The organism is Streptomyces sp. NPDC041796 (assembly GCF_055590785.1).
Genome location: NZ_JBVJAH010000001.1, coordinates 335,719 through 361,715, shown reverse-complemented (window position 1 = coordinate 361,715; position 25,997 = coordinate 335,719). Strand labels below are relative to the sequence as shown.

The window sequence follows — 25,997 nt, the reverse complement described above, 5'->3', positions numbered from 1 at the left end:
CACATGCTGGTCAGCCCCGTCTCGCGGTTCGGTCTCCCACCATGACGGCCCGGTGTCGCAGCCCAGCACCTTGTACCGGTTATGTCACGATTGCCCGGTCTGTCCGTCCGCAGCTCACAGCCATACGAGGGGGCTGGATGTCCGGCCACAGATCCGCCCGCGTCGCCACGACCCTTCTCCTGGCCGCCGCGCTCACCACCGGCTGCGCCTCGCGCGACGGCACGGGCGGGGAGACGCCCGCGCAGGAACCCGTCGGCCGGAGCGCGCCCGCCAAGGGCTCGCCCTTCTGGGTCGACCCGCAGAGCGCCGCCGCCCGCCAGGTCCGGGCCTACGTGGCGGAGGGCCGCACCGGGGACGCCGCGCTGCTGCGGCGGATCTCCGAGCGGCCGACCGCCCTGTGGCCCGTCTGGAACAATCCCGTGGCCGACATCCGGCGGGCCGTGCGCGACGCGGCTGCCAAGAAGCAGACGGTCGTCCTGGTCGCGTACAACATCCCCCACCGCGACTGCGGCCTGTACTCGGCGGGCGGCGCGGCGAGCCCGGAGGCGTACCGCGACTGGATCGGCTCCTTCGCCGACGCCATCGGCGACGCCCCCGCCGTCGTCGTCCTGGAGCCGGACGCGGTGCCGCACGTGGTGGACGGCTGCACCCCCGTCCAGCACCACGAGGAGCGCTACCAGCTCCTGACCGAGGCGGTGGACCGGCTCAAGCGGCAGCCGCGGACCAAGGTGTACCTGGACGCGGGCAACCCTGCCTGGATCAAGGACCCGGGCAAGCTGGTGGAGCCACTGCGACGCGCGGGGGTCGCGAAGGCGGACGGTTTCTCGCTGAACGTGTCGAACTTCCAGACCACGGCCTCGGTCACCGCCTTCGGCACCGAACTGTCCGCGCTGCTGGGTGGCGCCCACTTCATCGTCGACACCAGCCGCAACGGCGCCGGCCCCCTCCCGGGCGGCGGCGAGAAGGCCTGGTGCAACCCGCCGGGCCGGGCGCTCGGCACGCCGCCGACCGGGAACACCGGCGACGCGCGGGTGGACGCCTACCTGTGGATCAAGCGCCCGGGCGAGTCCGACGGAACGTGCCGGGGCGGCCCGGCCGCCGGGGCGTGGTGGCCGGAGTACGCGCTGGGCCTCGCGCGCCGGGCGAAGGGCTGACCACCGGGCGCAGGGGCGCAGCCCGGGCGGCCGGGTGACGCGGTTCAGGCGGCCCGGACTCAGTCGGCCCGGACCCACTTCGCCACCGACGGCCGCCCGTCCTTGTCGATCACGAACAGCATGTACCAGCCGGGCGGGACCAGCGTCCGGTCCAGCGGCGCCTCGACCGTCACCGCGTCGGTGGTCTTGGTCAGGCCCAGCTCGATGGAGCGCTGCTCCACGTCCGTCGTGTGCGTCACCGCGCTGGGCCGCATCAGCCGTGCCTCGGTGATGCGGGCGGCGTCCTTCGTGCGGAAGGTCGCCCGGCCGTTCCGGTCGAGTTCCCGGGGGCCCTCGCCCAGCACGGGCCGGGCCTCGGCGCCGCCGCCGTGCAGGTAGGGCGGGGTGAAGATCTCCACGCGCTGCTCGAAGGTGCCGAGCCTGGTGTTGTCCTTGTCGTCGAACAGCGGGTCCGATCCGAACGTCGCCACGCGTCCGTCCGGCAGCAGCAGCGCCTCGGAGTGGTAGTTGCGGCCCACGGTCGGCTCGGCGGCCTCCCGGAAGGAGTCGGTCCTCGGTTCGTAGAACTGCGCCTTGAGGATGTCGCTGCCGCTGCGGCCCCGGTACTCCTCGGACCCTCCGGTGGTGAAGACGGTGTCGTCGGGGAGCAGCACGCTGCTGAGGTAGCGGGTGCCCTGAGGCAGGGAGGGGCCGGTGCGGAACGCGGGCTTGGCGGCCTTGAGGTCGATGAGCGCGGTGCGGGCGGTGGACAGCGCGGACTCGCCGACCCCGCCCCCGCCGAGCACCATCAGCTTCTGGTCCTGGGCGGGCGGCAGCAGCAGTGAGGCGGAGGTCTCCAGCTGGTCGGGATCGGTGATGCCCTCGATCTCCTGGAAGGTGTTCTTCCTCAGGTCCCACAGGCCGGGCACGCGGCCCTTCTCGGCGGGCCCGTACCCGGCGTTGGAGCCGGTGTAGAAGAGCTTGCCGCCCTGGGTGAGGAAGAGCGCCGGGTAGGTGGGGAAGTAGCGGAAGGGGCCCTTGGTCCACTTCTTGGTCTTCGGGTCGTAGATCTCGTTGTCGCCGGGCACGACGTCGCCGACGTCGTTGAGACCAGAGACGGCGAGCACCTTGCCGTCCTGGAGGGTCACCAGGGTGGGGTACCAGCGGGCGTCCTTCATGGGGGCGACGGGGACGTACTTCTCGGCCTTGGGATCGAACTCGTACGCGGCCTTGATGCCCTGGAAGTCCTGCTTCTCGGTGGTGAGCTTCTGCGCGATGCCGTAGACGTTGTCCGCGTCCTCGCCCTTGAGGCCGAGGACCTTGTACTGGGCGGCCTCGGTGGTCAGCGCCCTGGGGCCCTCCTCGCGTGCCTCGACGAAGACCCGCGCCTCGGCGGCGGTGACCTTGGTCTCCCAGGGTTTCGCCTGGCCGCTCTTTAAGTACGGGATGGTGAAGTCGCGCTTGGCCTTGGGGACCGTCACGTCGAACTTCGACACGTACTCGACGCCCGACGGCGAGCGGAAGACGGTGCCCTTCTTGAGGGTGACGGCCTTGTCAGGGCTCTCGTTCTTGACGCGCATACCGCCGCCGGCACGCTTGACCTCGCCGTCGAGGACCTCGTAGCGGGCGGTGCCGCCGGCCACCAGGAGCCGGCCGTCGGGGAGTTGGCTGTGACCGGCGCAGAAGAAGTCCTCCGGGGTGGGGATCTTCTTGAAGGTGTGCTTGACCGGGTCCCACAGGACGGTCTCGAAGGTGCCGGCGTCGAACTTCTTCTGGTTGTTGCCGGAACCGGCGATCAGGAGGACCTTGCCGGTGTGGAGGAGGGCGGCGTGGATGGCGTTGACCCGGTATTCGCCGGGGACGTCGAGTTGCCGCCAGGAGCCGTAGGAGGCCTGGTAACCGGGCTGGGAGATCTTGTACGCGTGGTACTTCTCCTCGGCGAAGGAGAGTGCGGCCGGCGCGTTCAGGCCCGCGAGGAGAACCACCGCTCCACCGCCCAGCAGGTTCTTCTTGAGCTTCTTCGACGGCCGGTAGGCCATGGGTCAGTTCCCTCCTGTCGTCGTCGCGAAGGCGGGCTCGGGCTCGTCGCCGGTCGGGGGCTTCGCCTTCCCCTGCGCGGCCGGCTTCGGTCCGAGGGCGCGGAGGCGGGCGTGTGCCCGGCGTTCCCGGCCCTGGCCCCAGCCCCAGACCGCGACCGGGGCGAGCGCGATGGCGAGGGCGAGCACCGCCCAGGTGCGCATGGCGGCGTGCGTGTGGTCCAGGAGGGCGGAGGCGATGAGCGACGCGACGAGCAGGGCGGCCCAGTACAGGTGGATGCGGAAGGTGGCCGGCCGGTCGGGGCTCGCCTCGCCGCCCTTGGGGGTGACGACGAAGCGGCCGTCGGTCCGCAGGAGCGCCGCGGTCAGGGACTTGAGGTAGATGGGCGCGCAGAGCGCCGACATCGCCATGCCGGCCAGCCCGCCGGACCCCTCCGGTTCGTGCGGGGAGACGTTGTGGCGGCGGTTCCACAGGTAGAGGCCGATCTGGAGGGCGGCGGCGTCGCTGTAGAGCATCAGCCAGACGGAGGACGACACCTGGGTGCCGGTGGCGCCGAGCCAGAGGAACAGGACGCAGCAGAGGATGCCGAGGAACCAGTTGACGGCGGTCATCGGGTAATAGAGGAGCATCAGGGTGTAGTTGAGCAGCCGGCCCGGCGGCATCCGGAAGAACGCCCTCCAGTACTGCGTGAAGAGGGTTTCGTAGGTGCCCCGTGACCAGCGCAGTTGCTGGGTGAAGAAGTCGGTCCAGGTGGCCGGTCCTTCACCGACGGCGAGGACGTCGGGGGTGTAGACGGACCGCCACAGGCGGCCGGTGCGCGGGTTCACGGTGCGGTGGAGCTGGAAGCCGGTGGCCATGTCCTCGGTGATCGAGTCGTAGAGCCCGCCGATCTGTTTGACGGCGCGGACGCGTACGACGTTGTTCGTACCCACGAACATGGGGGCGTGGTAGCGGTTGCCGGCGCGCTGGATCAGGGCGTGGAACAGGAACTGCTGGGACTCGGCGGCCTTGGTGACGGGCGAGGTGTAGTTCCCGTACACCTGGGGTCCGACGACGAAGGCGATGTCGGGGTCGCGGAAGTAGCCGAGGGTCCTCTCCAGGAAGTCGGGCAGCGGCACGTGGTCGGTGTCGACGGAGGCGAAGAAGTCGTAGTCGTCGCCGTGCATGGCGATCCAGGCGTTGTAGTTGCCGTGTTTGGTCCTGGCCTTGTGGACGCCCGCGGGGCGGTTCCAGGTCGGGACGCCGGCCCGGGTGAAGTGGCGTACGCCGAGCTCCCGGCACAGGGCCTTGGCCTGTTCGTCGTCGCCCTCGTCGAGCAGCCACACGTCGAGCCGTCCGTCGTGGGTGACGCGGACGGCGCCCTCGAGGGTGGCGCGCAGCATGGAGAGGGGTTCTTTGCCCGGCACGTAGGTGGTGAGGAACGCGACGCGGGTCCCCTTCCGGGGGACGACGGGTACGGGGTCGCGGGCGACCATCGTGGCGTGGGCGACGGAGACGACGTTGATCAGCATGAACAGACAGATGAGCCCGATCGACACGAGCATGACGGTGTCGAACCCGATGAGCCACCGGTCGCCGCCCTCGCGGGTGGTCCAGTGGGTGGGCCAGACGAGGTAGACCAGCAGCACCGCGGAGAGCGCGGGGGCGAGGGTCATCAGCAGGACGGCACGTATTCGGTGCGGTTCCTGGGAGAGCAGGCTGCGGTAACGCACCTGATAGGCCGCCCGGTCCGGTTCCGTCAGGGGACCGGCGAGACGGCTGTAGGTGTCGTAGTCGTAGCCTTCCGGCCGCACGGTTCCTCCAGCTGTCGAGCGGGTCGCCATATCCCACGGAAGGGGAGATTCGGCGACGTGTCGACTGGAGGCGTCCGAGCGGGCGTTTCTGCCGCGGGAGCGGTTTGGCGCGTGGCGACGGGGTTCCTCGGGCGCCCTCAGCCGCGTCCGCCGGTACGCCGCAGCCGGTGCCGCACCGCCCGCTGGCCGAGGGGGCCGAGTTCGTCGAGGACGGTGACCAGGGCGGCGAGCTGCTCCAGTGCGTCGAGGGCCCTCTGGGCACCGTCGCCGTCGACGCCCTCGTACAGCTCCAGGCCGACGAAGGAGGCGGCGACGGCCCGCGCGAGCCCGTCGCTGTCGGTGAACTCGGCGAGCGGGGTCCCTGCCAGCACCCGGGTGAGGACCTTCTCGATCTCGACGATCCACAGGTCGAGCCCGGCGGCGGTGGCGGGCGCGAGACGCGGCTGGGTCTGGGCGCCGGCGAGCAACTGGCCCAGGAAGGCGACGTTGCCCGCCTCCCGCTCCTCGGCGTGCAGCTCCCGGCCCAGGGCGAGCAGCTCCGCGAGGCCGGTCACCCTGGCGAGCCGGTCGCGGTAGCGGGCGACGGTCTGTTCGGCTCCGTGGCGGCAGGCGGCGGCCAGCAGCTCGTCGACGGAGCCGAAGTGGTAGAAGACGAGTGCCTGGTTGACCCCCGCGGCGGCGGCGACCGCCCGGGCGGAGGTCTTGGCGATGCCCTGTTCGGCGAGCGTGCGCAGCGCCCCCTCCAGCAGCTTGACCTTCGTCTCCTGGCTCTTGGCTTCCGCGTTCACGCCCGTATCTCCTCGCGTACCGGGCGCAGCCCGGCCCGCACCCCGTGCGAGCGTACGTCGGCGTAGTGGGCGGTGAACGACCCCTCGTACCCGAAGAGCGGGCCGGCGTACCGGTTGGTGACGCGGACGCGGATCCGGAAGCGGCCGGTGGTGTCGTCGTAGGACTCGCGCACCTCGGCGTCGCCCCCGACGAGCTCGGGCACGCGAACGTCGATCCGCCCCTCGCGGAAGCGGTGCTCCCCGGAGCGGATGAGCAGGGAGCCGTCGGGCTCGGCGCTCAGGTGCAGGTCGCTGGCGAGGTGCTGGTGGGTGCCGAGGTAGTCGAGCACGCAGTCGCGCTCCGGGCTGTGGATCATGGTGGCGTCGAAGCGGCGCGGCCCGCCGGGCAGCGCGAACGTGCGGACGAAGGTGACGGTCTCGCGACCGTACGCGTCGGGGTAGGGGACGTTCTCGATGGTGAAGGGGACGTGCCGGCCGGTGCGTGGGACGAGGATGTTGCGGGTGCCGCCGAGGGCGAGGAACGGCTTGACGAAGGCCGGCCCGTGCCAGATGCGGTCCATCACGCCCCGGCCCACGCACATCTCGCCGCTGTCGAGCCCGACCGAGAAGCGCCGCCGCAGCTGCGGGTGCAGACGCCGGAAGTCGTCCCCCATGGCACGGGCGAAGATCGAGGTCATGCGTGCTCCAGGGTCGCGAGGAGGGCGGGCGGGGCGGTACGTGCGGGCGGGGTGCGCCGGCAGCGCCTGGCGGCGGGGGTACGGCGTGAGGGCGGGGCGAGCAGCGCGACGGCGGCGAGCGCGACGGAGCCCAGCCCGACGAGCACCGCGGCCGGGCCGCCGAGCGGGCCGGCGACCGGCGGGCTCCACACGGTGGCGCCGAGCGCGACCGCTTCCCCGCCGATGTCCGGACACACCGCCCACAGGCAGCCGAGGACCGCCACGGCGACGGCGAGGGACCGTAGGGCCAGTTCCCCGAGGGCGTGGGCCAGCGACCGGGCGGGGCTGACGCCGTGTTCGCACCAGAGCCGCAGCCGGTCGAAGGACCAGGCGGTCGCCCAGCCCATCACGGGCCGGAAGACCAGCCGGTCGGCCACCGCGCCGAAGCGTCCCCAGCGCGGCCGGTAGTCGTAGCCGGTGAGGAAGCGGACGCCGTCGGACGTGGGGACGTACCGCCAGTAGCCGCTGCCCTCGGCGAGCAGCGAGAGCGGGTGCGGCGAGGCGAACCTCAGGGCCGAGACCCGCTCGCCGCCGGCCCGGTGGCGCTCCCCCGCGGAGACACCGGTGCCGGCGACGGTCAGGAAGGGCAGCACCCGGGTCGCGTAGCGGAACCGCTGGGGCCGGCCGGGCGGGCCCGGGAGGGGGGTGATCTCCGTGAAGCGGAGGTCCCACCGCTGGTGCTGCGCCGGGTCCTGGGTGCGCTCCCAGAGGATCTCCAGGTCGGCGCGTATACGCGTCTCTATGTAGAGCCCCATGACGAATCCCCCGTTCACGCCCGGTCTTGAGCGACTGCTCAACGGAAAGCTACCGCTGTTTGAGCAGTCGCTCAAGTCATGCCCATGAAAAGACCCCCGGCCCATGAGGACCAGGGGTTGTGGCTGCTCGCCGTGAGGCGGACAGGCGCCGCCGGGCCCCGCCGGGCGCCGTCAGGCGGAAAGGTGGCGCTCCACCGTCTCGACCTTGGCGGTCAGGCCGTCTTCGACGCCCGGCCGGATGTCGGCCTTCAGCACGAGGGAGACGCGCGGCGCGCGCGCCTCCACGGCGGCGACGGCGCGCTTGACGACGTCCATGACTTCATCCCAGTCACCCTCGACGGAGGTGAACATCGCGTCGGTGCGGTTCGGCAGACCCGACTCGCGGACCACGCGCACCGCGTCCGCGACGTACTCGCCGACCTCTTCGCCGACGCCGAGCGGGGTGACGGAGAAGGCGACGATCATGCGTTCACCGTGCCCTCGCGGCGGGCGCGGGAGGCGATCACCGCGTCGTCGGCGGCTCGCTTGAGCCTGCGGTCGGCGAAGAAGCCACCGAACGGCAGGACGGACAGCACGAAGTAGAGAGCGGCGGTCTTCAGCTCCCACTTCGTCCGGTTCCAGGCGTCCGCCCAGAACAGCACGTACAGGACGAAGAGCACGCCGTGGACCGCGCCCATCACCGGGACCGCGTTGAACTCCGTCGTGCGCTTCAGCACCGAGCAGACGAGCAGCAGGATGAACGACACGGCCTCCGGGGCGGAGACCAGTCGGAGGCGGTGGAGGGAGGCGGCGGTCTTGATGTCCACGAGGCAGCACCTTCGGCGTCGGTCGGGGGTCGACTGTCGCCGCGCACCGATCTTGTGAATCGATGCACAAGCGACCGGTCCATTGTGACAGGCCCTTTTGCCCACCCTTTATCAGGGTCGGGATCGTCCCCAGGGCGCTGTCCGCACTCCCGCGCACCGGCTACCGTCGTCGCGTGGCAACGTTCCGACTCCAAGGCAGCAAAGTGCTCGCCGTCGACATGACCGGCGACACCGTCAAAGCGAAGAACGGCTCGATGGTCGCCTACGACGGCCAGATGGCCTTCAAGAAGATGTCCGGCGGGGGTGAGGGCCTGCGCGGGATGGTCACCCGCCGCCTCACCGGCGAGCAGATGGAGCTGATGGAGGTGAAGGGGCAGGGCACCTGCTACTTCGCCGACCGGGCCTCCGAGATCAACCTCGTCTCCCTCCACGGCGACAAGCTGTACGTCGAGTCCAGCAACCTGCTGTGCGCCGAGGCCTCCCTTCGTACCGGCACCACCTTCACCGGCCTGCGCGGCGGCGCCACGGGGACCGGGCTGTTCACCACCACGGTCGAGGGCAGCGGCCGGGCCGCGATCATGTCGGACGGGCCGGCCGTGGTGCTGCGCGTGACCCCGCAGTACCCGCTCTCGGTCGACCCCGGCGCGTACATCGCCCACCAGGGCAACCTCCAGCAGAACTTCCAGTCCGGCGTGACCTTCCGCACACTCATGGGCGAGGGGGGCGGCGAGGCGTTCCAGATCCGCTTCGAGGGCGACGGTCTCGTGTACGTGCAGCCCAGCGAGCGCAACACGGTCGGAGGGGACGTCTGATGCCGTTCCGTGAGGTCAATTCCAAGATGGTCGAGGCGACCGTCTCCCCCGGACAGAAGATGTTCAGCCAGCGTGGCGCGATGCTGGCCTACCGCGGGGACGTCACTTTCACGCCGAACATGGCGGGTGGCCAGGGCGGCGTGATGTCGATGATCGGCCGACGGGTCGCCGACGAGGCGGCGCCGCTGATGACCGTGGAGGGCAGCGGCACGGTGATGTTCGGCCACGGCGGCCACCACATCCAGCTCATCAACCTCACCGGCGAGACCCTGTACGTCGAGGCCGACCGCCTGCTCGCCTTCGACGGCACGCTCCAGCAGGGCACGATGTTCATGGGCTCCCAGGGCGGCGTCATGGGCATGGTGCGCGGCCAGGTCACCGGCCAGGGCCTGTTCACCACGACCCTCAAGGGCCACGGCGCGGTCGCCGTGATGGCCCACGGCGGGGTGATCGAACTGCCCATCACCCCGGGCCGTCCCGTGCACGTCGACCCGCAGGCCTACGTCGCCCACCACGGCGACGTACGCAACAAGCTCTCCACCGCGCTCGGCTGGCGCGACATGGTGGGGCGCGGTTCCGGCGAGGCGTTCCAGCTGGAGCTCAGCGGCAGTGGTGCGGTGTACGTCCAGGCGTCGGAGGAGAAGCTGTGAGCACGCCCGTCATTCACGACCCGTCGACCCTGCCGAGCGACGACAACGTCAATCCGTACACCTTCTGCGTGGAGCTGAAGGGCTCCCAGTGGTTCCTGCAGAAGGGCAAGATGATCGCCTACTACGGGCGGATCGACTTCAACGGCATCGGGCACGGCCGACTGGACCGGCTGGTCCGCTCCAGCTTCCACTCCCCGCTCCACGCGAGCGACTGGGTGGTGGCGGAGGGCAGCGGCAAGATGCTGCTGGCGGACCGTGCGTTCGACGTGAACTCCTTCGACCTCGACGACGGCAACCTCACCATCCGGGCCGGCAACCTCCTCGCCTACCAGCCGAGCCTCGCCCTGAAGCAGTCGATCGTGCCGGGCTTCCTCACCCTCATCGGCACCGGGAAGTTCGTGGCCGCGTCGAACGGCCCGGTCGTCTTCATGGAGCCGCCGCTCCGGGTCGACCCGCAGGCCCTGGTGGGCTGGGCGGACTGCCCCTCGCCCTGCCACCACTACGACCACGGCTACATGACGGGCGTGATGGGCGGCCTGCGGGCACTGACGGGCCTCGGCGGGGCGTCGGGCGAGGAGCACCAGTTCGAGTTCGTCGGGGCCGGGACGGTGCTGCTCCAGTCGTCGGAGGCGCTGATGCCGGAGCAGGCGACGGGTGCCGTGCCGCACGAGGCGGGTGTTCCGGGGGCGGGATCCGGCCAAGGTCACCACGGATCCTCACCGCGCCTTCCCGGACAGCTGGGGGACCTCCAGCGTCGCTTCGGGCTGTGAGCGGTAGTCTGCGGAGTGTGACGCCCTCGAACGTCTGCACCCTCGACCCGGTGCGGACGCGAGGACCGGGGGGCCGGCGTGCCCGGCGTCACCGACCCTCATTCGTCCAGAATTCAACTTCTTAGGTAGAATCCATATATGGAGACCGAGACGGCCACCAACTGGCTGACCGATGCCGAGCAGTGCGCCTGGCGCACCTATCTGGACGTCAACAGGCTGCTGACGTACCAGCTGGAGAAGGACCTCCAGCCATTCGGCCTGACCAACAACGACTACGAGATCCTGGTCAACCTCTCGGAGGCGCCCGACCGCCGCCTCCGGATGAGCGACCTGGCCGCCGCGACGCTCCAGTCCAAGAGCCGGCTCTCCCACCAGGTCACCCGTATGGAGAACGCGGGCCTGGTACGCAGGGAGAACTGCGAGTCCGACCGGCGCGGGCTGTACGCGGTCCTGACCGAGCACGGCATGGAAACCATGCAGAAGGTCGCACCGCACCACGTCGACTCGGTGCGCAAGCACTTCATCGACCTGCTGAGCCCCGAAGCCCTGAGCGACCTGCGCCAGTCCCTCAAACCCATCGCCGAACAGCTCCGCGGCCTCCGCGGCAAACCGTAGGGCGTCACCCCACCGGCAGCCGCAGCACGAACCGGGCACCGCCCTGCGGGGCACGCCCCACCGTGAGCGTGCCGCCATGACGCACCGCGACATCACGGGCGATGGCCAACCCCAGCCCCGCCCCGCCCTCATCGCGACTGCGAGCGTCGTCCAGGCGGACGAACCGTTCGAAGATCCGCTCCCGCTGGGGCTCCGGCACGCCGGCCCCGTCGTCCGCGACGGTGAGCTCGACGTGCCGGCCCTCGCGGCGCAGCGTCACGGTCACGACCGTCTCCGCGTGGCGCTGCGCGTTGTCGAGGAGGTTGCCCAGCACACGGGCCAGCTGCCCGCGCGAGCCGCCGACCTCGGCGTCCGACACCTCCACGCGCACCGGGACCCGGTCCCCCACCCGCTGGGCGGTCTCCTCCCGCACCAGGGCGGCCAGGTCGACCCGCCCGGAACCGGGCCGCTCCCCCGCGTCCAGCCGGGCCAGCAGCAGCAGGTCGGCGGCGAGCTGCTGCAGCCGTACGGTGTCGGCCACCGCCCCCGGCACGTCCAGCAGCTCCGGGTGCGCCGCCCCCACCTCCAGCTGGGTGCGCAGACTCGCGATGGGGCTGCGCAGCTCGTGCGACGCGTCCGCGACGAACCGCCGCTGCCGCTCCACGCTCGCCTCCAGCGCCGCCAGCGTCTCGTTCGTCGTCCGCGCCAACCGGGCCACCTCGTCCCTCGTCCCCGGCTCCGGAACGCGCCGCGACAGGTCCTCCGACGCCGTGATCGCCGCCATCTCCCGCCTGATGCCCTCGACGGGCTTCAGCGCCCGCCGGGTCACCAGCCACGTCACGCCTCCGACGACCAGCAGCAACAGCGGCAGCGCGGCGAGCATCGCCTCCCGTACGCCCGCGACCGTCGCCGTCTCGGTGGCCAGCGGCGCGCCCGCGTACACCGTGGCCTCGCCCTGGGGCCCGGACGCCTTCACGGCGGCGAAGCGGTACGTGGCGGTCTCACCGTCCACGGTGACCTCACCCGTCGAGTGCGCGGCGTCCTCCGCGACCTCACCGGCCTCCGCCTCCGCCTCCGCCTCCCCGGGACCCGCCGCCACGGCCTTCGTACCCGGGCTCCCCGTCCCCCCGATGGCCTCGATGTCCTCCCCTACGGCCACCACGCGCCCCTCGTCGTCGACCACCTGCACCGGGTGCTCCTCGGTGTCGTCGGGCAGGTCCAGCCGGGTGAACGGCGTGCCGCCCGCGATCTGCGAGGCCACCGACCGCGCCGACACCTCCGCCTGGAGCTCCGCCTGGTCCACGAGATTGGCCCGCAGCACTCCCAGCAGAGCGACCCCCGCCACCACGAGGGCCAGCGCGACCACCAGGGTCGCCCCCGCCGCGGTCCGGGCGCGTACCGACCTCACCGCTCCTCCAGCCGGTACCCGGCACCCCGCACGGTCGTGATGACCCCGGCCCCCAGCTTCCGCCGCAACACGCTCACGTACACCTCGACGATGTTCGGGTCGCCCTCGTACGCGAAGTCCCAGACGTGCTCCAGGATCTCCGCCTTCGACACGACCTCCCCCGCCCGGGTGGCCAGCTGCTCCAGCACGGCGAACTCCTTCGTGGTCAGCGCGACTTCCGCGTCCCCCACCGAGACCCGCCGTCCCGCCGTGTCCACCCGGAGCGCCCCCACGCTCAGCACCGGCGACGGGCTGCCCCCGCTGCGCCGCAGCAGTGCCTTCACCCTCGCCACCAGAACCACGTACGAGAACGGTTTGGTCAAGTAGTCGTCGGCGCCCGTGTCGAGCCCCTCCGCCTCGTCGTACTCGCCGTCCTTCGCCGTGAGCATCAGGATCGGTACGTCGTGCCCGGCGGCCCTCAGCGCCCCGCACACGCGGTAGCCGTTCATGCCGGGCAGCATGATGTCCAGCACGACCAGGTCGTACGTACCGGTCCCGGCCCGGTGCAGTCCCTCCGCCCCGTCATGCACCACATCCACGGCGAACCCCTCGGCCCGCAGGCCGGCGGCCAGGGACAGGGCGAGCCGCTTCTCGTCCTCCACGATCAACAGGCGCATGGGTTCAGGGTCCCAAAAGGAACCTGAAGAACCCTTCAGCCACCTTCAGGCTGCGTTCAGCACCCCACCGGCAGTGTGGTCGCCGTACCGAGAACGCACCGACATTCCGGAGGCCCTTCCATGAAGCGCAACCTGATCATCGCCACGGTCACCGCGGCGGCCCTGCTGACGGGCGGCACGGCAGCCGCGTTCGCCTCGTCGGCGGACGACGAGGCGCCCTCGAAGGCCACCCGCACCGCGACCCAGGTCGACGACGACCGCGACGACGCCTCCAACTCCGTCCAGGGCGTCAAGGTGACGGCGGAGCAGGCCCTCAAGGCGGTCGCGAACCACGGCACGGTGGTGTCCCTGGAGCTGGACGACGATGACAACAAGAAGTCCTGGGACGTCGAAATCGTCACCAAGGACGGCAAGACCCAGGACTGGACCGTCGACGCGCAGACGGCCAAGGCGACCCAGGACGAGGACAAGGACGACTCCGACGACTGACGTCCATCCGGCCGTGCCCCCACCGGCCCGCACCCGGACGACGGCCGGGTGGGGCCGTGCAGGGTCGCCCCCGCAGAGGTCGGCGGCTGCGGAAGGGCTCCCCGCCAAGAGACCCAAGGCCGCCGGCGTCGAGGAGGCGAGCCCGGAGGGGCCACGCCCCCCACCACCGGGAGTGACCGCCCGGAAGGGCACCGCGCCCGTAGGCACCGCCCACGTGGGCACCGGCAACAGGCACCGCCCAGGTCAGTCGTGCCCACCCGTTCCGCCCCAGGCCGAACGGGTGGGGCGGAACGAATCCAAGACGCACCCCGCCGGGGGGCCGACTCCCACCAGGGCGCGTCGCACCGCACTGCGACGCGTCCCACCAGGGGTTACTGGCCGGTCAGCCCCGCCACCAGCTCGTCCGCCGCCGCGTACGGGTCCGTCTCGCCCGCGACGATGCGCTCCGCGAGCGTGTCCAGGCGCCGGTCGCCGTGCAGGTCACCGATCCGCTCCCGCAGCGCGGTCACCGCGATGGTCTCGACCTCGTGGGCCGCCCGGGCGCGGCGGCGTTCCGCGAGGACGCCCCGTTCCTCCATCCACGCGCGGTGCTTCTCCAGTGCCTCGACGACCTCGTCGACGCCCTCGCCCCGCGCGGCCACCGTCTTGACGATGGGCGGCCGCCAGTCGCCGGGCCCGCGGGACTCGCCGAGCCCCAGCATGTGGTTCAGCTCGCGCGCGGTCGCGTCGGCGCCGTCCCGGTCGGCCTTGTTGACGACGTACACGTCACCGATCTCCAGGATGCCCGCCTTCGCGGCCTGGATCCCGTCGCCCATGCCGGGCGCGAGGAGCACCACCGACGTATCGGCCTGGGAGGCGATCTCGACCTCGGACTGCCCCACGCCCACGGTCTCGACGAGCACCACGTCGCACCCGGCGGCGTCCAGCACGCGGATGGCCTGCGGCGCAGCCCAGGCGAGCCCGCCCAGGTGCCCCCGGGTCGCCATCGACCGGATGTAGACGCCCGGGTCCGAGGCGTGCTCGGACATCCGGACCCGGTCACCGAGCAGCGCGCCGCCGCTGAACGGCGAGGAGGGGTCGACGGCGAGCACGCCGACCCGCTTCCCCGCCTTCCGGTACGCGGTGACCAGCGCCGACGTCGAGGTCGACTTGCCGACGCCGGGCGAGCCGGTGAGGCCCACCACGTACGCACCGCCGGTGAGCGGTGCCAGCGCCGCCATCACCTCACGCAGCTGCGGGGACGCCCCCTCAACGAGCGAGATCAGCCGGGCCACGGCCCGCGGCCGGCCCTCCCGTGCCTGGGCGACCAGTGCGGGGACGTCCACCATCACTTGCACCGCTCCTTACTCGACTCGCAGCGAGGATTACTTGCCGTTGCCCGGAACGCGGAGGATCAGCGCGTCGCCCTGACCGCCGCCACCGCACAGCGCCGCCGCGCCGACCCCGCCGCCGCGCCGCTTGAGCTCCAGCGCCAGGTGGAGGACGACCCGGGCGCCGGACATGCCGATCGGGTGCCCGAGCGCGATGGCGCCACCGTTGACGTTCACCTTTTCGGGGGTTACGCCCAGGTCCTTCATTGACTGCACGGCGACAGCGGCGAACGCCTCGTTGATCTCGATCAAGTCAAGATCCGAGACCTCCAGCCCGTCCTTCTTCAGCGCGTGCCGAATGGCGTTCGAGGGCTGCGACTGGAGCGAGTTGTCCGGTCCGGCCACGTTGCCGTGGGCACCGATCTCGGCGATCCAGTCCAGGCCGAGCTCCTCGGCCTTGGCCTTGCTCATCACCACGACCGCCGCGGCGCCGTCGGAGATCTGCGACGAGGTGCCGGCCGTGATCGTGCCGTCCTTGGAGAAGGCGGGACGGAGCTTGCCCAGCGACTCCACGGTCGTCTCCGGGCGGATGCCCTCGTCCTTGCTGAAGACGACGGGCTCGCCCTTGCGCTGCGGGATCTCGACAGGCGTGATCTCGGCCTCGAAGAGCCCGTTCTTCTGCGCGGCGGCGGCGCGCTGGTGGGACAGGGCGGCGATCTCGTCCTGCGCGTCGCGGGCGATGCCGAGGCGCGTGTTGTGCTTCTCCGTGGACTCGCCCATGGCGATGTTCTCGAAGGAGTCGGTGAGGCCGTCGTACGCCATGGCGTCGATCATCTCGATCGCGCCGTACTTGTAGCCCTCGCGGGACTTGGGCAGCAGGTGCGGCGCGTTGGTCATGGACTCCTGGCCGCCGGCGACGACGACGTCGAACTCGCCGGCGCGGATCAGCTGGTCCGCGAGGGCGATGGCGTCGAGGCCCGAGAGACACACCTTGTTGATGGTGAGCGCGGGCACGTTCATGGGGATGCCGGCCTTGACGGCCGCCTGCCGCGCCGGGATCTGCCCCGCCCCGGCCTGCAGCACCTGGCCCATGATCACGTACTGCACCTGATCGCCGCCGATGCCGGCCCGGTCGAGGGCGGCCTTGATGGCGAAGCCGCCGAGATCGGCGCCGGAGAAGGACTTCAGAGAGCCGAGCAGACGGCCCATGGGCGTGCGTGCGCCCGCGACGATGACTGAGGTGGTACCGGTCGTTCCAGACATGAGGCACGGCCCCTTGGATGTGGAGAGTGAACGAGGGTTTACCGCCAATGTACTGAGCGGTACGTGTCCTGGTCACCGGGCAGCCAGTGTGATGGCGCGCACGTTGCGTAACCACCTCCGCCGCGCTGCACTGGTCCCATGCTGACGCGAATCGACCACATCGGGATCGCCTGTTTCGACCTCGACAAGACCGTTGAGTTCTACCGTGCCACGTACGGCTTCGAGGTGTTCCACTCCGAGGTCAACGAGGAGCAGGGCGTCCGTGAGGCCATGCTCAAGATCAACGAGACCTCCGACGGCGGCGCCTCCTACCTCCAGCTCCTGGAGCCGACCCGGGAGGACTCCGCCGTGGGCAAATGGCTCGCCAAGAACGGCGAGGGTGTCCACCACATCGCCTTCGGCACGGCCGACGTCGACGGGGACGCCGCCTCGATCCGTGAAAAGGGTGTGCGGGTCCTGTACGACGAGCCCCGTATCGGGTCCATGGGGTCCCGCATCACCTTCCTGCACCCCAAGGACTGCCACGGGGTCCTGACGGAACTCGTGACCTCGGCCGGGGCCTCCTCAGTGGAGCACTGACCTCCGGATTCCTGGCCCGGTAGAGTGGGCGGCTCCGGGCCGGGGCCGGATCGGGGCCGTGCCGCGGCGTCGTGGTCGAGCCATTCGATCTGACACCATTCCCCGGGGGGCCGTTCGCCGGCGAACGGTGCTCGTACCAAGAGAGTTGCGACCAGGGGACGGATGGGACCGCGCAGTGCGGGGCTACGAACGCCAGGAGAGCCACCGGGCTGACGACCACCTTTCGCGGTTCGAAGCCGAGATGGACCGGCTGAAGACCGAGCGGGAGAAGGCCGTCCAGCACGCCGAGGACCTCGGTTACCAGGTCGAGGTGTTGCGCGCCAAGCTCCACGAGGCGCGCCGCACCATCGCGTCCCGACCGGCGTACGACAACGCCGACATCGGCTATCAGGCCGAACAGTTGCTGCGGAACGCGCAGATCCAGGCCGACCAGCTTCGCTCGGACGCCGAGCGAGAGCTGCGCGAGGCCCGTGCCCAGACGCAGCGGATACTGCAGGAGCACGCCGAGCACCAGGCGCGCCTGCAGGCGGAGTTGCACGCCGAGGCGGTGCAGCGCCGCCAGCGGCTGGACCAGGAGCTGTCCGAGCGCCGCCAGACCGTCGAGGCACACGTCAACGAGAACGTGGCCTGGGCGGAGCAGCTCCGCGCCCGCACCGAGGCGCAGGCCCGCCGCCTGATGGAGGAGTCCCGCGCGGAGGCCGAGCAGGCCCTCGCCGCGGCCCGCGCGGAGGCCACCCGGCTCGCCGAGGAGGCCCGCCGGCGGCTGAGCACGGAGACCGAGACGGCCCGCGCCGAGGCCGAGGCCATCCTGCTGCGCGCCCGCAAGGACGCCGAGCGGCTGCTGAACGCCGCCTCCACCCAGGCCCAGGAGGCCACCAGCCACGCCGAGCAGCTCCGCAGCGCCACGACCGCCGAGTCGGACCAGGCGCGCCAGCAGGCGGCCGAGCTGAGCCGGGCCGCCGAGCAGCGGATGGCCGAGGCGGAGGAGCGGCTGCGCGAGGCCCGTACGGAGGCCGACAAGGTCGTCGCGGAGGCCCGGGAGGCGGCGGCCAAGCGGCTGTCGACCGCGGAGTCGGCGACGGAGCAGCGCACCCGTACGGCCAAGGCGGAGATCGCCCGGCTGGTCGCGGAGGCGACGAAGGAGTCCGAAGCCCTCAAGGCGGAGGCGGAGCAGGCGCTGGCCGACGCCCGGGCGGTGGCGGAGAAGCTGGTCGCCGAGGCTTCCGAGAAGGCCCGTACGGCGGCGGCCGAGGACAGCGCGGCGCAGCTCGCCAAGGCGGCCCGTACCGCCGAGGAGGTCCTGTCCAAGGCGTCGGAGGACGCGCAGGAGACCACCCGCAAGGCGTCGGAGGAGGCCGAGCGGATCCGCCGCGAGGCGGAGGCCGAGGCGGACCGGCTGCGGGCCGAGGCGCACGACACGGCCGAGCAGCTCAAGGGTGCGGCGAAGGACGACACCAAGGAGTACCGCGCCAAGACGGTCGAGCTCCAGGAGGAGGCGCGCCGGCTGCGCGGCGAGGCCGAGCAGCTGCGGGCCGACGCGATCGCCGAGGGCGAGCGGATCCGGGGCGAGGCGCGGCGCGAGGCGGTCCAGCAGATCGAGGAGGCGGCGAAGACCGCCGAGGAGCTGCTGACCAAGGCGAAGGCGGACGCCGACGAGCTGCGGACGGCCGCGACGGCCGAGAGCGAGCGGGTCCGCACCGAGGCGATCGAGCGGGCGACGGCCCTGCGCAGGCAGGCCGAGGAGGCGCTGGAGCGCACCCGTGCCGAGGCCGATCAGCTCCGCGCCGACGCCGAGGAGCAGGCCGAGTCGGTGAGGGCCGCGGCCGAACAGGCCGCCGCGGCTCTGCGCGAGGAGACCGAGCGGGCCATCGCGGCCCGCCAGGCGGAGGCCGCCGAGGAGCTGACGCGGCTGCACACCGAGGCGGAGACCCGCCTCACGGCCGCCGAGCAGGCGCTCACCGACGCCCGGGCCGAGAGCGAGCGGATCCGCCGCGAGGCCGCCGAGGAGACCGAGCGGCAGCGCACCGAGGCCGCCGAGCGGATCCGTACGCTCCAGGCGCAGGCGGAGCAGGAGGCCGAGCGGCTGCGCACGGAGGCGGCGCAGGACGCGTCGACGTCCCGTGCGGAGGCGGAGAACGCGGCGGTACGGCTGCGTTCGGAGGCTGCCGCGGAGGCGGAGCGTCTCAAGTCGGAGGCGCAGGAGTCGGCCGACCGGATGCGCGCGGAGGCGGCCGCGGCCGCCGAGCGGATCACCGCGGAGGCCGCCGAGGAGCTGGCCGCCGCGCGGGAGGAGGCGAACCGGCGCCGCCGCGAGGCGGAGGAGACGCTGGGCGCCGCCCGGTCGGAGGCGGACCAGGAGCGGGAGCGGGCGCGCGAGCAGAGCGAGGAGCTGCTGGCGTCGGCGCGCAACCGGGTCGAGGAGGCCCAGACCGAGGCGCAGCGGCTGGTCGAGGAGGCGGACCGGCGGGCGACCGAGATGGTGTCGGCCGCCGAGCAGACGGCACAGCAGGTGCGGGACGCGGTCGCGGGGCTGCACGAGCAGGCCGAGGAGGAGATCGCCGGGCTGCGGTCGGCGGCCGAGCACGCGGCGGAGCGCACGCGCAGCGAGGCGCAGGACGAGGCGGACCGGGTCCGTTCCGACGCGTACGCGGAGCGGGAGCGCGCCGCGGAGGACGCGGGCCGGCTGCGGCAGCGGGCGCAGGAGGAGACCGAGGCCGCCAAGGCGCTGGCCGAGCGCACGATGGCGGACGCCATCGCCGAGTCGGAGCGGCTGAAGAGCGACACGGCCGAGTACGCGCAGCGGATGCGGACGGAGGCGTCGGACTCGCTCGCCGCCGCGGAGCAGGACGCGGCGCGCACCCGTGCGGAGGCCCGCGAGGACGCCAACCGCATCCGGTCGGAGGCGGCGGCGCAGGCTGACCGGCTGGTCGGCGAGGCGACGAGCGAGGCCGAGCGGATGACGGCCGAGGCGGCCGAGCTGCTGGCCACGGCGGAGCGGGACGCGGCGCGGCTGCTGGGCGAGGCCGAGCAGGTCAAGGCGGACGGCGAGGCGCAGGCCGAGGAGCTGCGGGCGGCCGCCCGTGCGGACGGCGAGCAGGTCCTCGACGAGGCGCGGAAGGCCGCCGACAAGCGGCGGGCGGACGCGGCGGCGCAGGCGGACCAGCTGATCGGCGAGGCGACCGGCGAGGCCGAGCGGATCGGCGCGGAGACCGCGGAGCGCGTCGAGGGCATGGTCGCGGAGGCGGCGGCGGAGGCCGAGCGGCTGCGTACCGAGGCCGCGGCGGAGGCCGAGCGGCTGGTGGCCGAGGCGACCGGCGAGGCGGAGCGGCTGCGGGCCGAGGCGACCGAGAAGGTCGGCTCCGCGCAGCAGGCCGCGGAGCGGATCCGTACCGAGGCGGAGCGGCTGCGCAGCGAGACGGAGGCGGCGGCCGAGGAGTTGCGTGCCGAGGCGCGGGCCGAGGCGGACCGGGTGGTCGACGAGGCGCGCGAGGCCGCGGCCAAGCGGCGGGCGGACGCGGCCGAGCAGGCCGACAAGCTCATCGCGAAGGCGCGGCAGGAGGCGCTGCGGGCCACCGCGGAGGCGGAGTCGCAGGCCGACACGATGGTGGGCGCGGCTCGCAAGGAGGCCGAGCGGATCGTCTCCGAGGCCACGGTCGAGGGCAACGCGCTGGTGGAGAAGGCCCGTACGGACGCCGATGAGCTGCTGGTCGGTGCGCGTGGTGACGCGACGGCCATAAGGGACCGTACGGAGGAGCTCCGCCGGCGTGCGGAGGCGGAGGTCGAGGAGCTGCACGAGAGGGCCCGCCGGGAGAGCGCCGAGCAGATGAAGTCGGCGGGCGAGCGGGTCGACAAGCTGGTGAAGGCCGCGACCGAGCAGCGGGCCGAGGCCGAGGCCAAGGCGAAGGAGCTGCTGGCCGAGGCGAATTCGGAGGCGAGCAAGGTCCGGATCTCGGCGGTGAAGAAGGCGGAAGGGCTGCTCAAGGAGGCGGAGCAGAAGAAGGCCACGCTGTCGCGCGAGGCGGAGAAGATCAAGGCGGACGCGGAGCGCGAGGCCGAGAAGATGATCTCCGAGGGGAAGCGGGAGCTGGAGGTGCTGGTGCGCCGCCGGGAGGACATTCAGGCCGAAATCTCTCGTGTCCAGGATGTGCTGGAGGCGTTGGAATCTTTCGAGGCGCCCTCGGGGGGTACGAAGGACGGCGGGGTCAAGGCCACCGCGGCGGCAGGGGTTACCCGTTCCAGTGGCAAGTCAACCGACGAGTAAGCCACTCAAAAGGCTGGACATTCTTCAGTTTGAACGGGCATCCGCTCGAAGACACGCCGTGTGGACCCCTAGGATTCCCCCTAACACCTCACCGGTCTCATTCGACAGGAACCCCATGAGCGACACTTCCTCCCCCTTCGGCTTCGAGCTCGTGCGGCGTGGTTACGACCGCGGTCAGGTGGATGACCGCATTACCAAACTCGTCGCCGACCGAGACAGTGCTCTGGCCCGAATCACCTCTCTGGAAAAGCGCATCGAGGAGCTCCACCTCGAGACGCAGAACGCCCAGGCCCAGGTCAGCGACGCCGAGCCGTCGTACGCCGGTCTCGGTGCGCGCGTCGAGAAGATCCTCCGTCTCGCCGAGGAGGAGGCGAAGGACCTGCGTGAGGAGGCCCGTCGCGCGGCCGAACAGCACCGTGAGCTGGCCGAGTCGGCGGCGCAGCAGGTGCGCAACGACGCGGAGTCGTTCGCGGCGGAGCGCAAGGCGAAGGCCGAGGACGAGGGCGTACGGATCGTCGAGAAGGCCCAGGGCGAGGCCAACTCGCTGCGTGCCGAGGCGCAGAAGGACGCGCAGTCCAAGCGGGAGGAGGCGGACGCGCTCTTCGAGGAGACCCGGGCGAAGGCCGCTCAGGCCGCCGCCGACTTCGAGACGAACCTCGCCAAGCGGCGTGAGCAGTCCGAGCGGGACCTGGCGTCGCGCCAGGCGAAGGCGGAGAAGCGTCTCGCCGAGATCGAGCACCGGGCGGAGCAGCTGCGCCTGGAGGCCGAGAAGCTGCGGACGGACGCGGAGCGCCGGGCCCGTCAGACGGTGGAGACGGCGCAGCGCCAGGCCGAGGACATCGTGGCGGACGCGAACGCCAAGGCGGATCGTATCCGCAGCGAATCGGAGCGGGAGCTGGCGGCGCTGACGAACCGTCGCGACTCGATCAACGCCCAGCTGACCAACGTCCGCGAGATGCTGGCGACGCTGACCGGTGCGGCCGTGGCCGCGGCCGGTTCCCCGGCGGACGACGAGCCGGTCTCCCGCGGCGTTCCGGCGCAGCAGACCCGCTAGTCGGCACGGGTTGGGCCCCATGGGTCCCCCGAGGGCCCCGTGGGGCCCACGACGTGTACGCCCGACGGCCGTGCGCGCGTGGGCCCCGCGGGGCCCACGCGCTTGCACCGCTCTCGCCGTGCCCTTGCGGCGCCCTGGGCGCGCCCCCGCCCTGCGCTTGCCGTGCCCTCGGTGTGCCCCGCCGCGTCCTTCCCGGGGTGGAAGAGGGCCGTGTCATTCCGGTGGCGGCACGCCCGGGGCGCCCGTAGCGTGGACGGGTGATCGAGCTCGAGGGTCTAACGAAACGTTTCGGTAAGAAGACGGCGGTCGACCATCTCTCCTTCCAGGTGCGTCCGGGTGTGGTGACGGGCTTTCTCGGTCCCAACGGCGCGGGCAAGTCGACCACGATGCGGATGGTGCTCGGGCTGGACCATCCGACGAGCGGGACGGTCCGTATCGACGGCCGGCACTACCGGGAGCTCGACGAGCCGCTGAAGTACATCGGCGCGCTGCTGGAGGCGCGGGGACTGCACGGCGGGCGCACCGCGTACAACAACCTGCTCTGCCTCGCGCAGTCCAACCGCATTCCGGAGCAGCGGGTCTCCGAGGTGCTGGATCTGGTGGGGCTCGCGGCCGTGACCAAGAAGAAACCGAAAGGTTTTTCGATGGGGATGGGGCAGCGACTGGGAATCGCCGCCGCACTCCTGGGTGATCCGCAAATCCTGATGTTCGACGAACCCGTCAATGGTCTGGACCCCGAGGGAATTCACTGGATCCGCAATCTGATGAAGGCGCTGGCCGTCGAAGGGCGGACGATCTTCGTTTCCAGTCACCTGATGAGCGAAATGGCCCTGACGGCCGATCACTTGATCGTGATCGGGCAGGGGAAGCTTCTCGCGGACACGTCGATGGCGGATTTCATCCACCAGAACTCGCGCAGTTATGTACGGCTGCGGTCCCCGCAGCGGGAGCAGCTGCGCGACGCGCTCCACGACGCGGGCCTCACGGCGACCGAGGCCGGTGACGGCACGCTGGAGGTCGACGAGGCGACGACCGAACAGATCGGTGAGCTGGCGGCCCGCCACGGGATCACGCTGCACGAGCTGAGCGCCCAGCGAGCCTCCCTCGAAGAGGCGTTCATGCAGATGACGGCGTCGGCGGTCGAGTACCACGCGCACGCGGCCGCCGGGCCCCAGTGGTCGAAGGAGGTCTGACGATGGCGTCGGCACCCGCGGTCCTCCGGTCGGAGTGGACCAAGATCCGCACGGTCTCCTCGACGGTCTGGACGCTGGCCAGCGCGCTGATCGTCACCGTCGCGATGGGCGCGGCGCTGTCCGCCCTGGTGCGCGAGACGTTCGACGAGATGCCCGCCATCGAGCGGGCCACGTTCGACGCGACCGTGGTCAGCTTCTCCGGCATGCTGCTGGGCCAGCTGGCGATGGTGGTGTTCGGGGTCCTGGTGGTGGGCACGGAGTACAGCACCGGCATGATCCGTACGTCACTGGCCGCCGTACCGCAGCGGGCGACCTTCCTCTTCAGCAAGATCGCGGTGGCCGGGGTGCTGGCCCTGGCCGTCGGCCTGGTGACCAGCTTCCTGTCCTTCTTCCTCGGCCAGGCCCTGCTGGGCGAGCACCGCACGAGCATCGGCGAGGAGAACGTCCTGCGCGCGGTGATCGGCGGCGGCCTCTACATGGGCCTGATGGCGGTCTTCTCGATGGGCGTGGCGGCGATGCTGCGCTCGACGGTGCTGTCGCTGGGCATCCTCGTGCCGTTCTTCTTCCTCATCTCCCAGATCCTCTCGGCCGTACCGAAGGCCAAGGAGGTCGCCGAGTACTTCCCCGACCAGGCGGGCTCCACGATCATGCAAGTCGTCCCCGGCGCCCTGGGCAGCGACCCTGCGCCCTACAGCCCCTGGGGCGGCATGGGAATCATGGCCCTGTGGGTGGCGGCCGCCCTCCTCGGCGGCTACGCGGTCCTGAAGCGGCGGGACGCCTAGGGATTCCGTTTCCCCAGCGATCCCATCTCTTTCGGCCATCGTCGGAACCGTCAAGGGGCGGATACCCTCTTACCTCTTACGGGGGCTCTGGGCGAGGATGCCGCAGGCCCGACGACGTACGACCTGTCGATGGGGCTGGAGAATGATCGAGGCAGTCGGCCTGACGAAGCGCTATGGCGCGAAGACGGCCGTGTACAACCTTTCCTTCCAGGTGAGGCCGGGGACCGTGACCGGCTTCCTGGGACCGAACGGCTCCGGCAAGTCGACGACGATGCGCATGATCCTCGGGCTGGACCGGCCGACGGCGGGCCATGTGACCATCGGTGGCCACCCCTTCCGGCAGTTGCCGAACGCTCCGCGGCAGGTGGGGGCCCTGCTCGACGCCAAGGCCGTGCACGGCGGGCGCAGCGCGCGCAACCACCTGCTCTCGCTCGCCCAGCTCGCCGGCATCCCGGCGCGCCGCGTCGACGAGGTGCTCGGGGTCGTCGGTCTGCAGGACGTGGCCCGCAAGCGGTCCAACGGGTTCTCGCTCGGCATGGGGCAGCGGCTCGGCATCGCCGCCGCGCTGCTCGGTGACCCGCAGGTGCTGCTGTTCGACGAGCCGGTCAACGGGCTGGACCCCGAGGGCATCCTCTGGGTGCGCAACCTGATGAAGGCGCTGGCCGCCGAGGGCCGGACGGTCTTCGTGTCCTCGCACCTGATGAGCGAGATGGCCCTGACCGCCGAGCACCTGATCGTCATCGGACGCGGTCAGCTGCTGGCCGACATGAGCGTCAAGGACTTCATCTCGGCGAACTCCGCGGACTTCGCCCGGGTGCGTACGCCGCAGACCGAGCCCGCGCAGCGGGAGAAGCTGATGGGCGTGCTCGCCGAGGCCGGCGGGCAGGTCCTGTCGGAGCCGGACGGCGCCCTGCGGGTGACCGGGCTGCCGCTGCCCCGCATCAGCGACCTGGCGCACGACGCCGACGTACGCCTGTGGGAACTGTCGCCGCACCAGGCCTCGCTGGAGGAGGCGTACATGCGCCTGACCCAGGGCGCCGTGGACTACCGCTCGACGACCGACCAGCGCGCCGGGCTGATGCAGCAGCCGGACCCGATGGGCTACGCGCCGCCGCCGCAGCCCGTCGTCCCCGAGGTGCCGCAGCAGGGCTGGTACGCCCCGCCGCCGCCCGGACAGAACCCGTACGCGGGCGGGCAGCCGCCGCAGCCCCACCAGGCGGCACCCGCCGCCCCGGCCGTGCCGCCCGCCCCCGCCGCAGCCCCCGCAGACCTGAGCAAGAGCGAGGACGCCCGATGACCACCGCCCCCTACCAGCAGCAGTACACCTCACCCATCCCGGTGCGCCGCGCCCACCTCGGGGACGCCCTCGCCTCCGAGTGGACCAAGATCCGCTCGGTGCGCTCCACGATGTGGACGCTCGGTGTCATGATTCTGCTCATGGTCGGCGTCGGGCTGCTCGCCGTCGTGGCCATCAACGCCACCGGCACGGACATGGGAGGGGAGTCCGTCCTCGCGCTGGGCTTCAACGGCGTGCTGCTCGGCAGCATCTGCGTGGTCACGCTGGGAGTGCTGACCATCTCGTCCGAGTACGGCACCGGCATGATCCGTACGACGCTGACCGCGTGCCCCAGCCGCAGCCGCGTGCTGGCCGCGAAGGCCATCGTGTTCTTCGCGCTGATCCTCGCCGTCACCGCGGTCACCGCCGCTCTGGTCGCGGGCATGCAGACCGCGATGGTGGACGGCGGCGCCGCCACCGGGGAGGAGTGGGTACGCGCGACCGTCGGCGCGGGACTGTTCACCGCGGTCCTCGGGCTGCTGGCGCTTGCCGTCGGCGCGCTGGTCCGGCACTCCGCCGGCGCGATCACGATCATGATCGGTGTGATGCTGCTGCCGCTGGTGGCCGCCATGTTCATGTCGTCGCTGCCGAAGGTCCAGGAGTTCCTGTTCCAGTACTCGATCCCGAGCCTGCTCATCGCCTTCTACAGCGACACGGGTCTCGTCGCGGGCGGGCCGCACGGCTGGACCCCGCTGTGGATCCTGAGCGGCGTGGCCGCCGTCGCGCTGGCCGGAGCGTTCCTCGCCACGGAGAAGCGCGACGTCTGAGGAGCGCGACGTCCGACAAGCGCGACGTCTCACCAGCGCGTTCGT

Annotated in this window: 24 protein-coding genes; 13 read left to right on the top strand and 11 right to left on the bottom strand. The window is 71.7% G+C overall.

Annotation, left to right across the window (positions count from 1 at the left end; all coding sequences use genetic code 11):
• Nucleotides 1-137 precede the first annotated feature (137 nt).
• Nucleotides 138-1,154, top strand: a complete 1,017-nt coding sequence (locus ACZ6C1_RS01665; protein WP_469236683.1) for a glycoside hydrolase family 6 protein — start codon at nt 138-140, stop codon at nt 1,152-1,154.
• A gap of 59 nt (nt 1,155-1,213) precedes the next feature.
• Here ACZ6C1_RS01665 and glxA read toward each other — a convergent pair whose 3' ends face one another.
• The 7 genes from glxA to ACZ6C1_RS01630 all read right to left on the bottom strand — a co-directional run bounded on the left by glxA (nt 1,214) and on the right by ACZ6C1_RS01630 (nt 8,028).
• On the bottom strand, nt 1,214-3,172 hold the full coding sequence (gene glxA, locus ACZ6C1_RS01660) for a radical copper oxidase GlxA (RefSeq protein ID WP_469236681.1): 1,959 nt from the start codon (nt 3,170-3,172) through the stop codon (nt 1,214-1,216).
• 3 nt (nt 3,173-3,175) lie between these two features.
• Nucleotides 3,176-4,963, bottom strand: coding sequence for a glycosyltransferase family 2 protein (locus ACZ6C1_RS01655; protein WP_469236679.1), 1,788 nt, complete (start codon nt 4,961-4,963; stop codon nt 3,176-3,178).
• Between the two features lie 137 nt (nt 4,964-5,100).
• The gene (locus tag ACZ6C1_RS01650; protein WP_469236677.1) at nt 5,101-5,751 is read right to left on the bottom strand and encodes a TetR/AcrR family transcriptional regulator; all 651 of its coding nucleotides are present in this window, start codon (nt 5,749-5,751) and stop codon (nt 5,101-5,103) included.
• Nucleotides 5,748-6,428, bottom strand: a complete 681-nt coding sequence (locus ACZ6C1_RS01645) for a DUF4166 domain-containing protein (protein ID WP_469236676.1) — start codon at nt 6,426-6,428, stop codon at nt 5,748-5,750. Before ACZ6C1_RS01645 ends, ACZ6C1_RS01650 begins: the two co-directional genes overlap by 4 nt.
• A complete protein-coding gene (locus ACZ6C1_RS01640) occupies nt 6,425-7,222 on the bottom strand; it encodes a hypothetical protein (protein ID WP_469236674.1) in 798 nt (265 codons plus the stop codon). Before ACZ6C1_RS01640 ends, ACZ6C1_RS01645 begins: the two co-directional genes overlap by 4 nt.
• A gap of 171 nt (nt 7,223-7,393) precedes the next feature.
• Nucleotides 7,394-7,687, bottom strand: coding sequence for an MTH1187 family thiamine-binding protein (locus tag ACZ6C1_RS01635; protein WP_469236672.1), 294 nt, complete (start codon nt 7,685-7,687; stop codon nt 7,394-7,396).
• Nucleotides 7,684-8,028: a DUF3817 domain-containing protein gene (locus ACZ6C1_RS01630; protein ID WP_469236670.1), complete on the bottom strand. Its 345-nt coding sequence runs from the start codon at nt 8,026-8,028 to the stop codon at nt 7,684-7,686. The genes ACZ6C1_RS01635 and ACZ6C1_RS01630 overlap by 4 nt, the downstream gene beginning before the upstream one ends.
• A gap of 173 nt (nt 8,029-8,201) precedes the next feature.
• On the opposite strand from ACZ6C1_RS01630, the gene ACZ6C1_RS01625 reads away from it, so the two are divergent.
• The 4 genes from ACZ6C1_RS01625 to ACZ6C1_RS01610 all read left to right on the top strand — a co-directional run bounded on the left by ACZ6C1_RS01625 (nt 8,202) and on the right by ACZ6C1_RS01610 (nt 10,875).
• Entirely contained in the window at nt 8,202-8,840 is a 639-nt protein-coding gene (locus tag ACZ6C1_RS01625; RefSeq protein WP_469236668.1) for an AIM24 family protein, read from the top strand.
• Nucleotides 8,840-9,490, top strand: coding sequence for an AIM24 family protein (locus ACZ6C1_RS01620; RefSeq protein ID WP_469236666.1), 651 nt, complete (start codon nt 8,840-8,842; stop codon nt 9,488-9,490). The genes ACZ6C1_RS01625 and ACZ6C1_RS01620 overlap by 1 nt, the downstream gene beginning before the upstream one ends.
• Nucleotides 9,487-10,260, top strand: a complete 774-nt coding sequence (locus ACZ6C1_RS01615; protein WP_469236665.1) for an AIM24 family protein — start codon at nt 9,487-9,489, stop codon at nt 10,258-10,260. The genes ACZ6C1_RS01620 and ACZ6C1_RS01615 overlap by 4 nt, the downstream gene beginning before the upstream one ends.
• Before the next feature lie 138 nt (nt 10,261-10,398).
• Nucleotides 10,399-10,875 carry a MarR family winged helix-turn-helix transcriptional regulator gene (locus tag ACZ6C1_RS01610; protein WP_469236663.1) on the top strand — a complete coding sequence of 159 codons (477 nt, stop codon included), beginning with the start codon at nt 10,399-10,401 and terminating at the stop codon, nt 10,873-10,875.
• Between the two features lie 4 nt (nt 10,876-10,879).
• Here ACZ6C1_RS01610 and ACZ6C1_RS01605 read toward each other — a convergent pair whose 3' ends face one another.
• Both ACZ6C1_RS01605 and ACZ6C1_RS01600 read right to left on the bottom strand, forming a co-directional pair.
• Nucleotides 10,880-12,262 carry a sensor histidine kinase gene (locus ACZ6C1_RS01605; RefSeq protein ID WP_469236661.1) on the bottom strand — a complete coding sequence of 461 codons (1,383 nt, stop codon included), beginning with the start codon at nt 12,260-12,262 and terminating at the stop codon, nt 10,880-10,882.
• Nucleotides 12,259-12,918 (bottom strand): response regulator transcription factor, encoded by a 660-nt coding sequence (locus ACZ6C1_RS01600; RefSeq protein WP_469236659.1) that lies wholly within the window; start codon nt 12,916-12,918, stop codon nt 12,259-12,261. The genes ACZ6C1_RS01605 and ACZ6C1_RS01600 overlap by 4 nt, the downstream gene beginning before the upstream one ends.
• Before the next feature lie 120 nt (nt 12,919-13,038).
• Here ACZ6C1_RS01600 and ACZ6C1_RS01595 point away from each other — a divergent pair, with 120 nt between their 5' ends.
• Nucleotides 13,039-13,407, top strand: coding sequence for a PepSY domain-containing protein (locus tag ACZ6C1_RS01595; RefSeq protein ID WP_469236658.1), 369 nt, complete (start codon nt 13,039-13,041; stop codon nt 13,405-13,407).
• Nucleotides 13,408-13,778: 371 nt separating this feature from the next.
• Here the strand turns inward: ACZ6C1_RS01595 and meaB are convergent, their stop codons facing one another.
• Complete coding sequence (gene meaB, locus ACZ6C1_RS01590) at nt 13,779-14,735, bottom strand: methylmalonyl Co-A mutase-associated GTPase MeaB (RefSeq protein ID WP_469236656.1); 957 nt, start codon at nt 14,733-14,735, stop codon at nt 13,779-13,781.
• 36 nt (nt 14,736-14,771) lie between these two features.
• Complete coding sequence (locus ACZ6C1_RS01585) at nt 14,772-15,980, bottom strand: acetyl-CoA C-acetyltransferase (protein ID WP_469236654.1); 1,209 nt, start codon at nt 15,978-15,980, stop codon at nt 14,772-14,774.
• Nucleotides 15,981-16,118: 138 nt separating this feature from the next.
• Here ACZ6C1_RS01585 and mce point away from each other — a divergent pair, with 138 nt between their 5' ends.
• The 7 genes from mce to ACZ6C1_RS01550 all read left to right on the top strand — a co-directional run bounded on the left by mce (nt 16,119) and on the right by ACZ6C1_RS01550 (nt 25,952).
• Nucleotides 16,119-16,559, top strand: coding sequence for a methylmalonyl-CoA epimerase (gene mce, locus ACZ6C1_RS01580; protein WP_469236652.1), 441 nt, complete (start codon nt 16,119-16,121; stop codon nt 16,557-16,559).
• A 175-nt stretch (nt 16,560-16,734) separates the two neighbouring features.
• On the top strand, nt 16,735-20,820 hold the full coding sequence (scy, locus tag ACZ6C1_RS01575) for a polarized growth protein Scy (RefSeq protein WP_469236651.1): 4,086 nt from the start codon (nt 16,735-16,737) through the stop codon (nt 20,818-20,820).
• 115 nt (nt 20,821-20,935) lie between these two features.
• A complete protein-coding gene (locus ACZ6C1_RS01570) occupies nt 20,936-21,874 on the top strand; it encodes a coiled-coil domain-containing protein (RefSeq protein WP_064071808.1) in 939 nt (312 codons plus the stop codon).
• A gap of 257 nt (nt 21,875-22,131) precedes the next feature.
• Entirely contained in the window at nt 22,132-23,067 is a 936-nt protein-coding gene (locus ACZ6C1_RS01565) for an ABC transporter ATP-binding protein (protein WP_469236649.1), read from the top strand.
• A gap of 2 nt (nt 23,068-23,069) precedes the next feature.
• Nucleotides 23,070-23,849 (top strand): ABC transporter permease, encoded by a 780-nt coding sequence (locus ACZ6C1_RS01560; protein WP_469236647.1) that lies wholly within the window; start codon nt 23,070-23,072, stop codon nt 23,847-23,849.
• 142 nt (nt 23,850-23,991) lie between these two features.
• Entirely contained in the window at nt 23,992-25,146 is a 1,155-nt protein-coding gene (locus tag ACZ6C1_RS01555) for an ABC transporter ATP-binding protein (RefSeq protein ID WP_469236645.1), read from the top strand.
• Nucleotides 25,143-25,952, top strand: coding sequence for an ABC transporter permease (locus ACZ6C1_RS01550; RefSeq protein WP_469236643.1), 810 nt, complete (start codon nt 25,143-25,145; stop codon nt 25,950-25,952). The genes ACZ6C1_RS01555 and ACZ6C1_RS01550 overlap by 4 nt, the downstream gene beginning before the upstream one ends.
• The last annotated feature ends 45 nt before the right edge of the window (nt 25,953-25,997 follow it).

Coding starts and splice junctions, on each gene's coding strand:
- ACZ6C1_RS01665 (WP_469236683.1), top strand. CDS start 138: ATGTCCGGCCACAGATCCGCCCGCGTCGCCACGACCCTTCTCCTGGCC.
- glxA (WP_469236681.1), bottom strand. CDS start 3,172: ATGGCCTACCGGCCGTCGAAGAAGCTCAAGAAGAACCTGCTGGGCGGT.
- ACZ6C1_RS01645 (WP_469236676.1), bottom strand. CDS start 6,428: ATGACCTCGATCTTCGCCCGTGCCATGGGGGACGACTTCCGGCGTCTG.
- ACZ6C1_RS01640 (WP_469236674.1), bottom strand. CDS start 7,222: ATGGGGCTCTACATAGAGACGCGTATACGCGCCGACCTGGAGATCCTC.
- ACZ6C1_RS01635 (WP_469236672.1), bottom strand. CDS start 7,687: ATGATCGTCGCCTTCTCCGTCACCCCGCTCGGCGTCGGCGAAGAGGTC.
- ACZ6C1_RS01620 (WP_469236666.1), top strand. CDS start 8,840: ATGCCGTTCCGTGAGGTCAATTCCAAGATGGTCGAGGCGACCGTCTCC.
- ACZ6C1_RS01610 (WP_469236663.1), top strand. CDS start 10,399: ATGGAGACCGAGACGGCCACCAACTGGCTGACCGATGCCGAGCAGTGC.
- ACZ6C1_RS01600 (WP_469236659.1), bottom strand. CDS start 12,918: ATGCGCCTGTTGATCGTGGAGGACGAGAAGCGGCTCGCCCTGTCCCTG.
- ACZ6C1_RS01595 (WP_469236658.1), top strand. CDS start 13,039: ATGAAGCGCAACCTGATCATCGCCACGGTCACCGCGGCGGCCCTGCTG.
- meaB (WP_469236656.1), bottom strand. CDS start 14,735: ATGGTGGACGTCCCCGCACTGGTCGCCCAGGCACGGGAGGGCCGGCCG.
- ACZ6C1_RS01585 (WP_469236654.1), bottom strand. CDS start 15,980: ATGTCTGGAACGACCGGTACCACCTCAGTCATCGTCGCGGGCGCACGC.
- mce (WP_469236652.1), top strand. CDS start 16,119: ATGCTGACGCGAATCGACCACATCGGGATCGCCTGTTTCGACCTCGAC.
- ACZ6C1_RS01570 (WP_064071808.1), top strand. CDS start 20,936: ATGAGCGACACTTCCTCCCCCTTCGGCTTCGAGCTCGTGCGGCGTGGT.
- ACZ6C1_RS01560 (WP_469236647.1), top strand. CDS start 23,070: ATGGCGTCGGCACCCGCGGTCCTCCGGTCGGAGTGGACCAAGATCCGC.
- ACZ6C1_RS01555 (WP_469236645.1), top strand. CDS start 23,992: ATGATCGAGGCAGTCGGCCTGACGAAGCGCTATGGCGCGAAGACGGCC.
- ACZ6C1_RS01550 (WP_469236643.1), top strand. CDS start 25,143: ATGACCACCGCCCCCTACCAGCAGCAGTACACCTCACCCATCCCGGTG.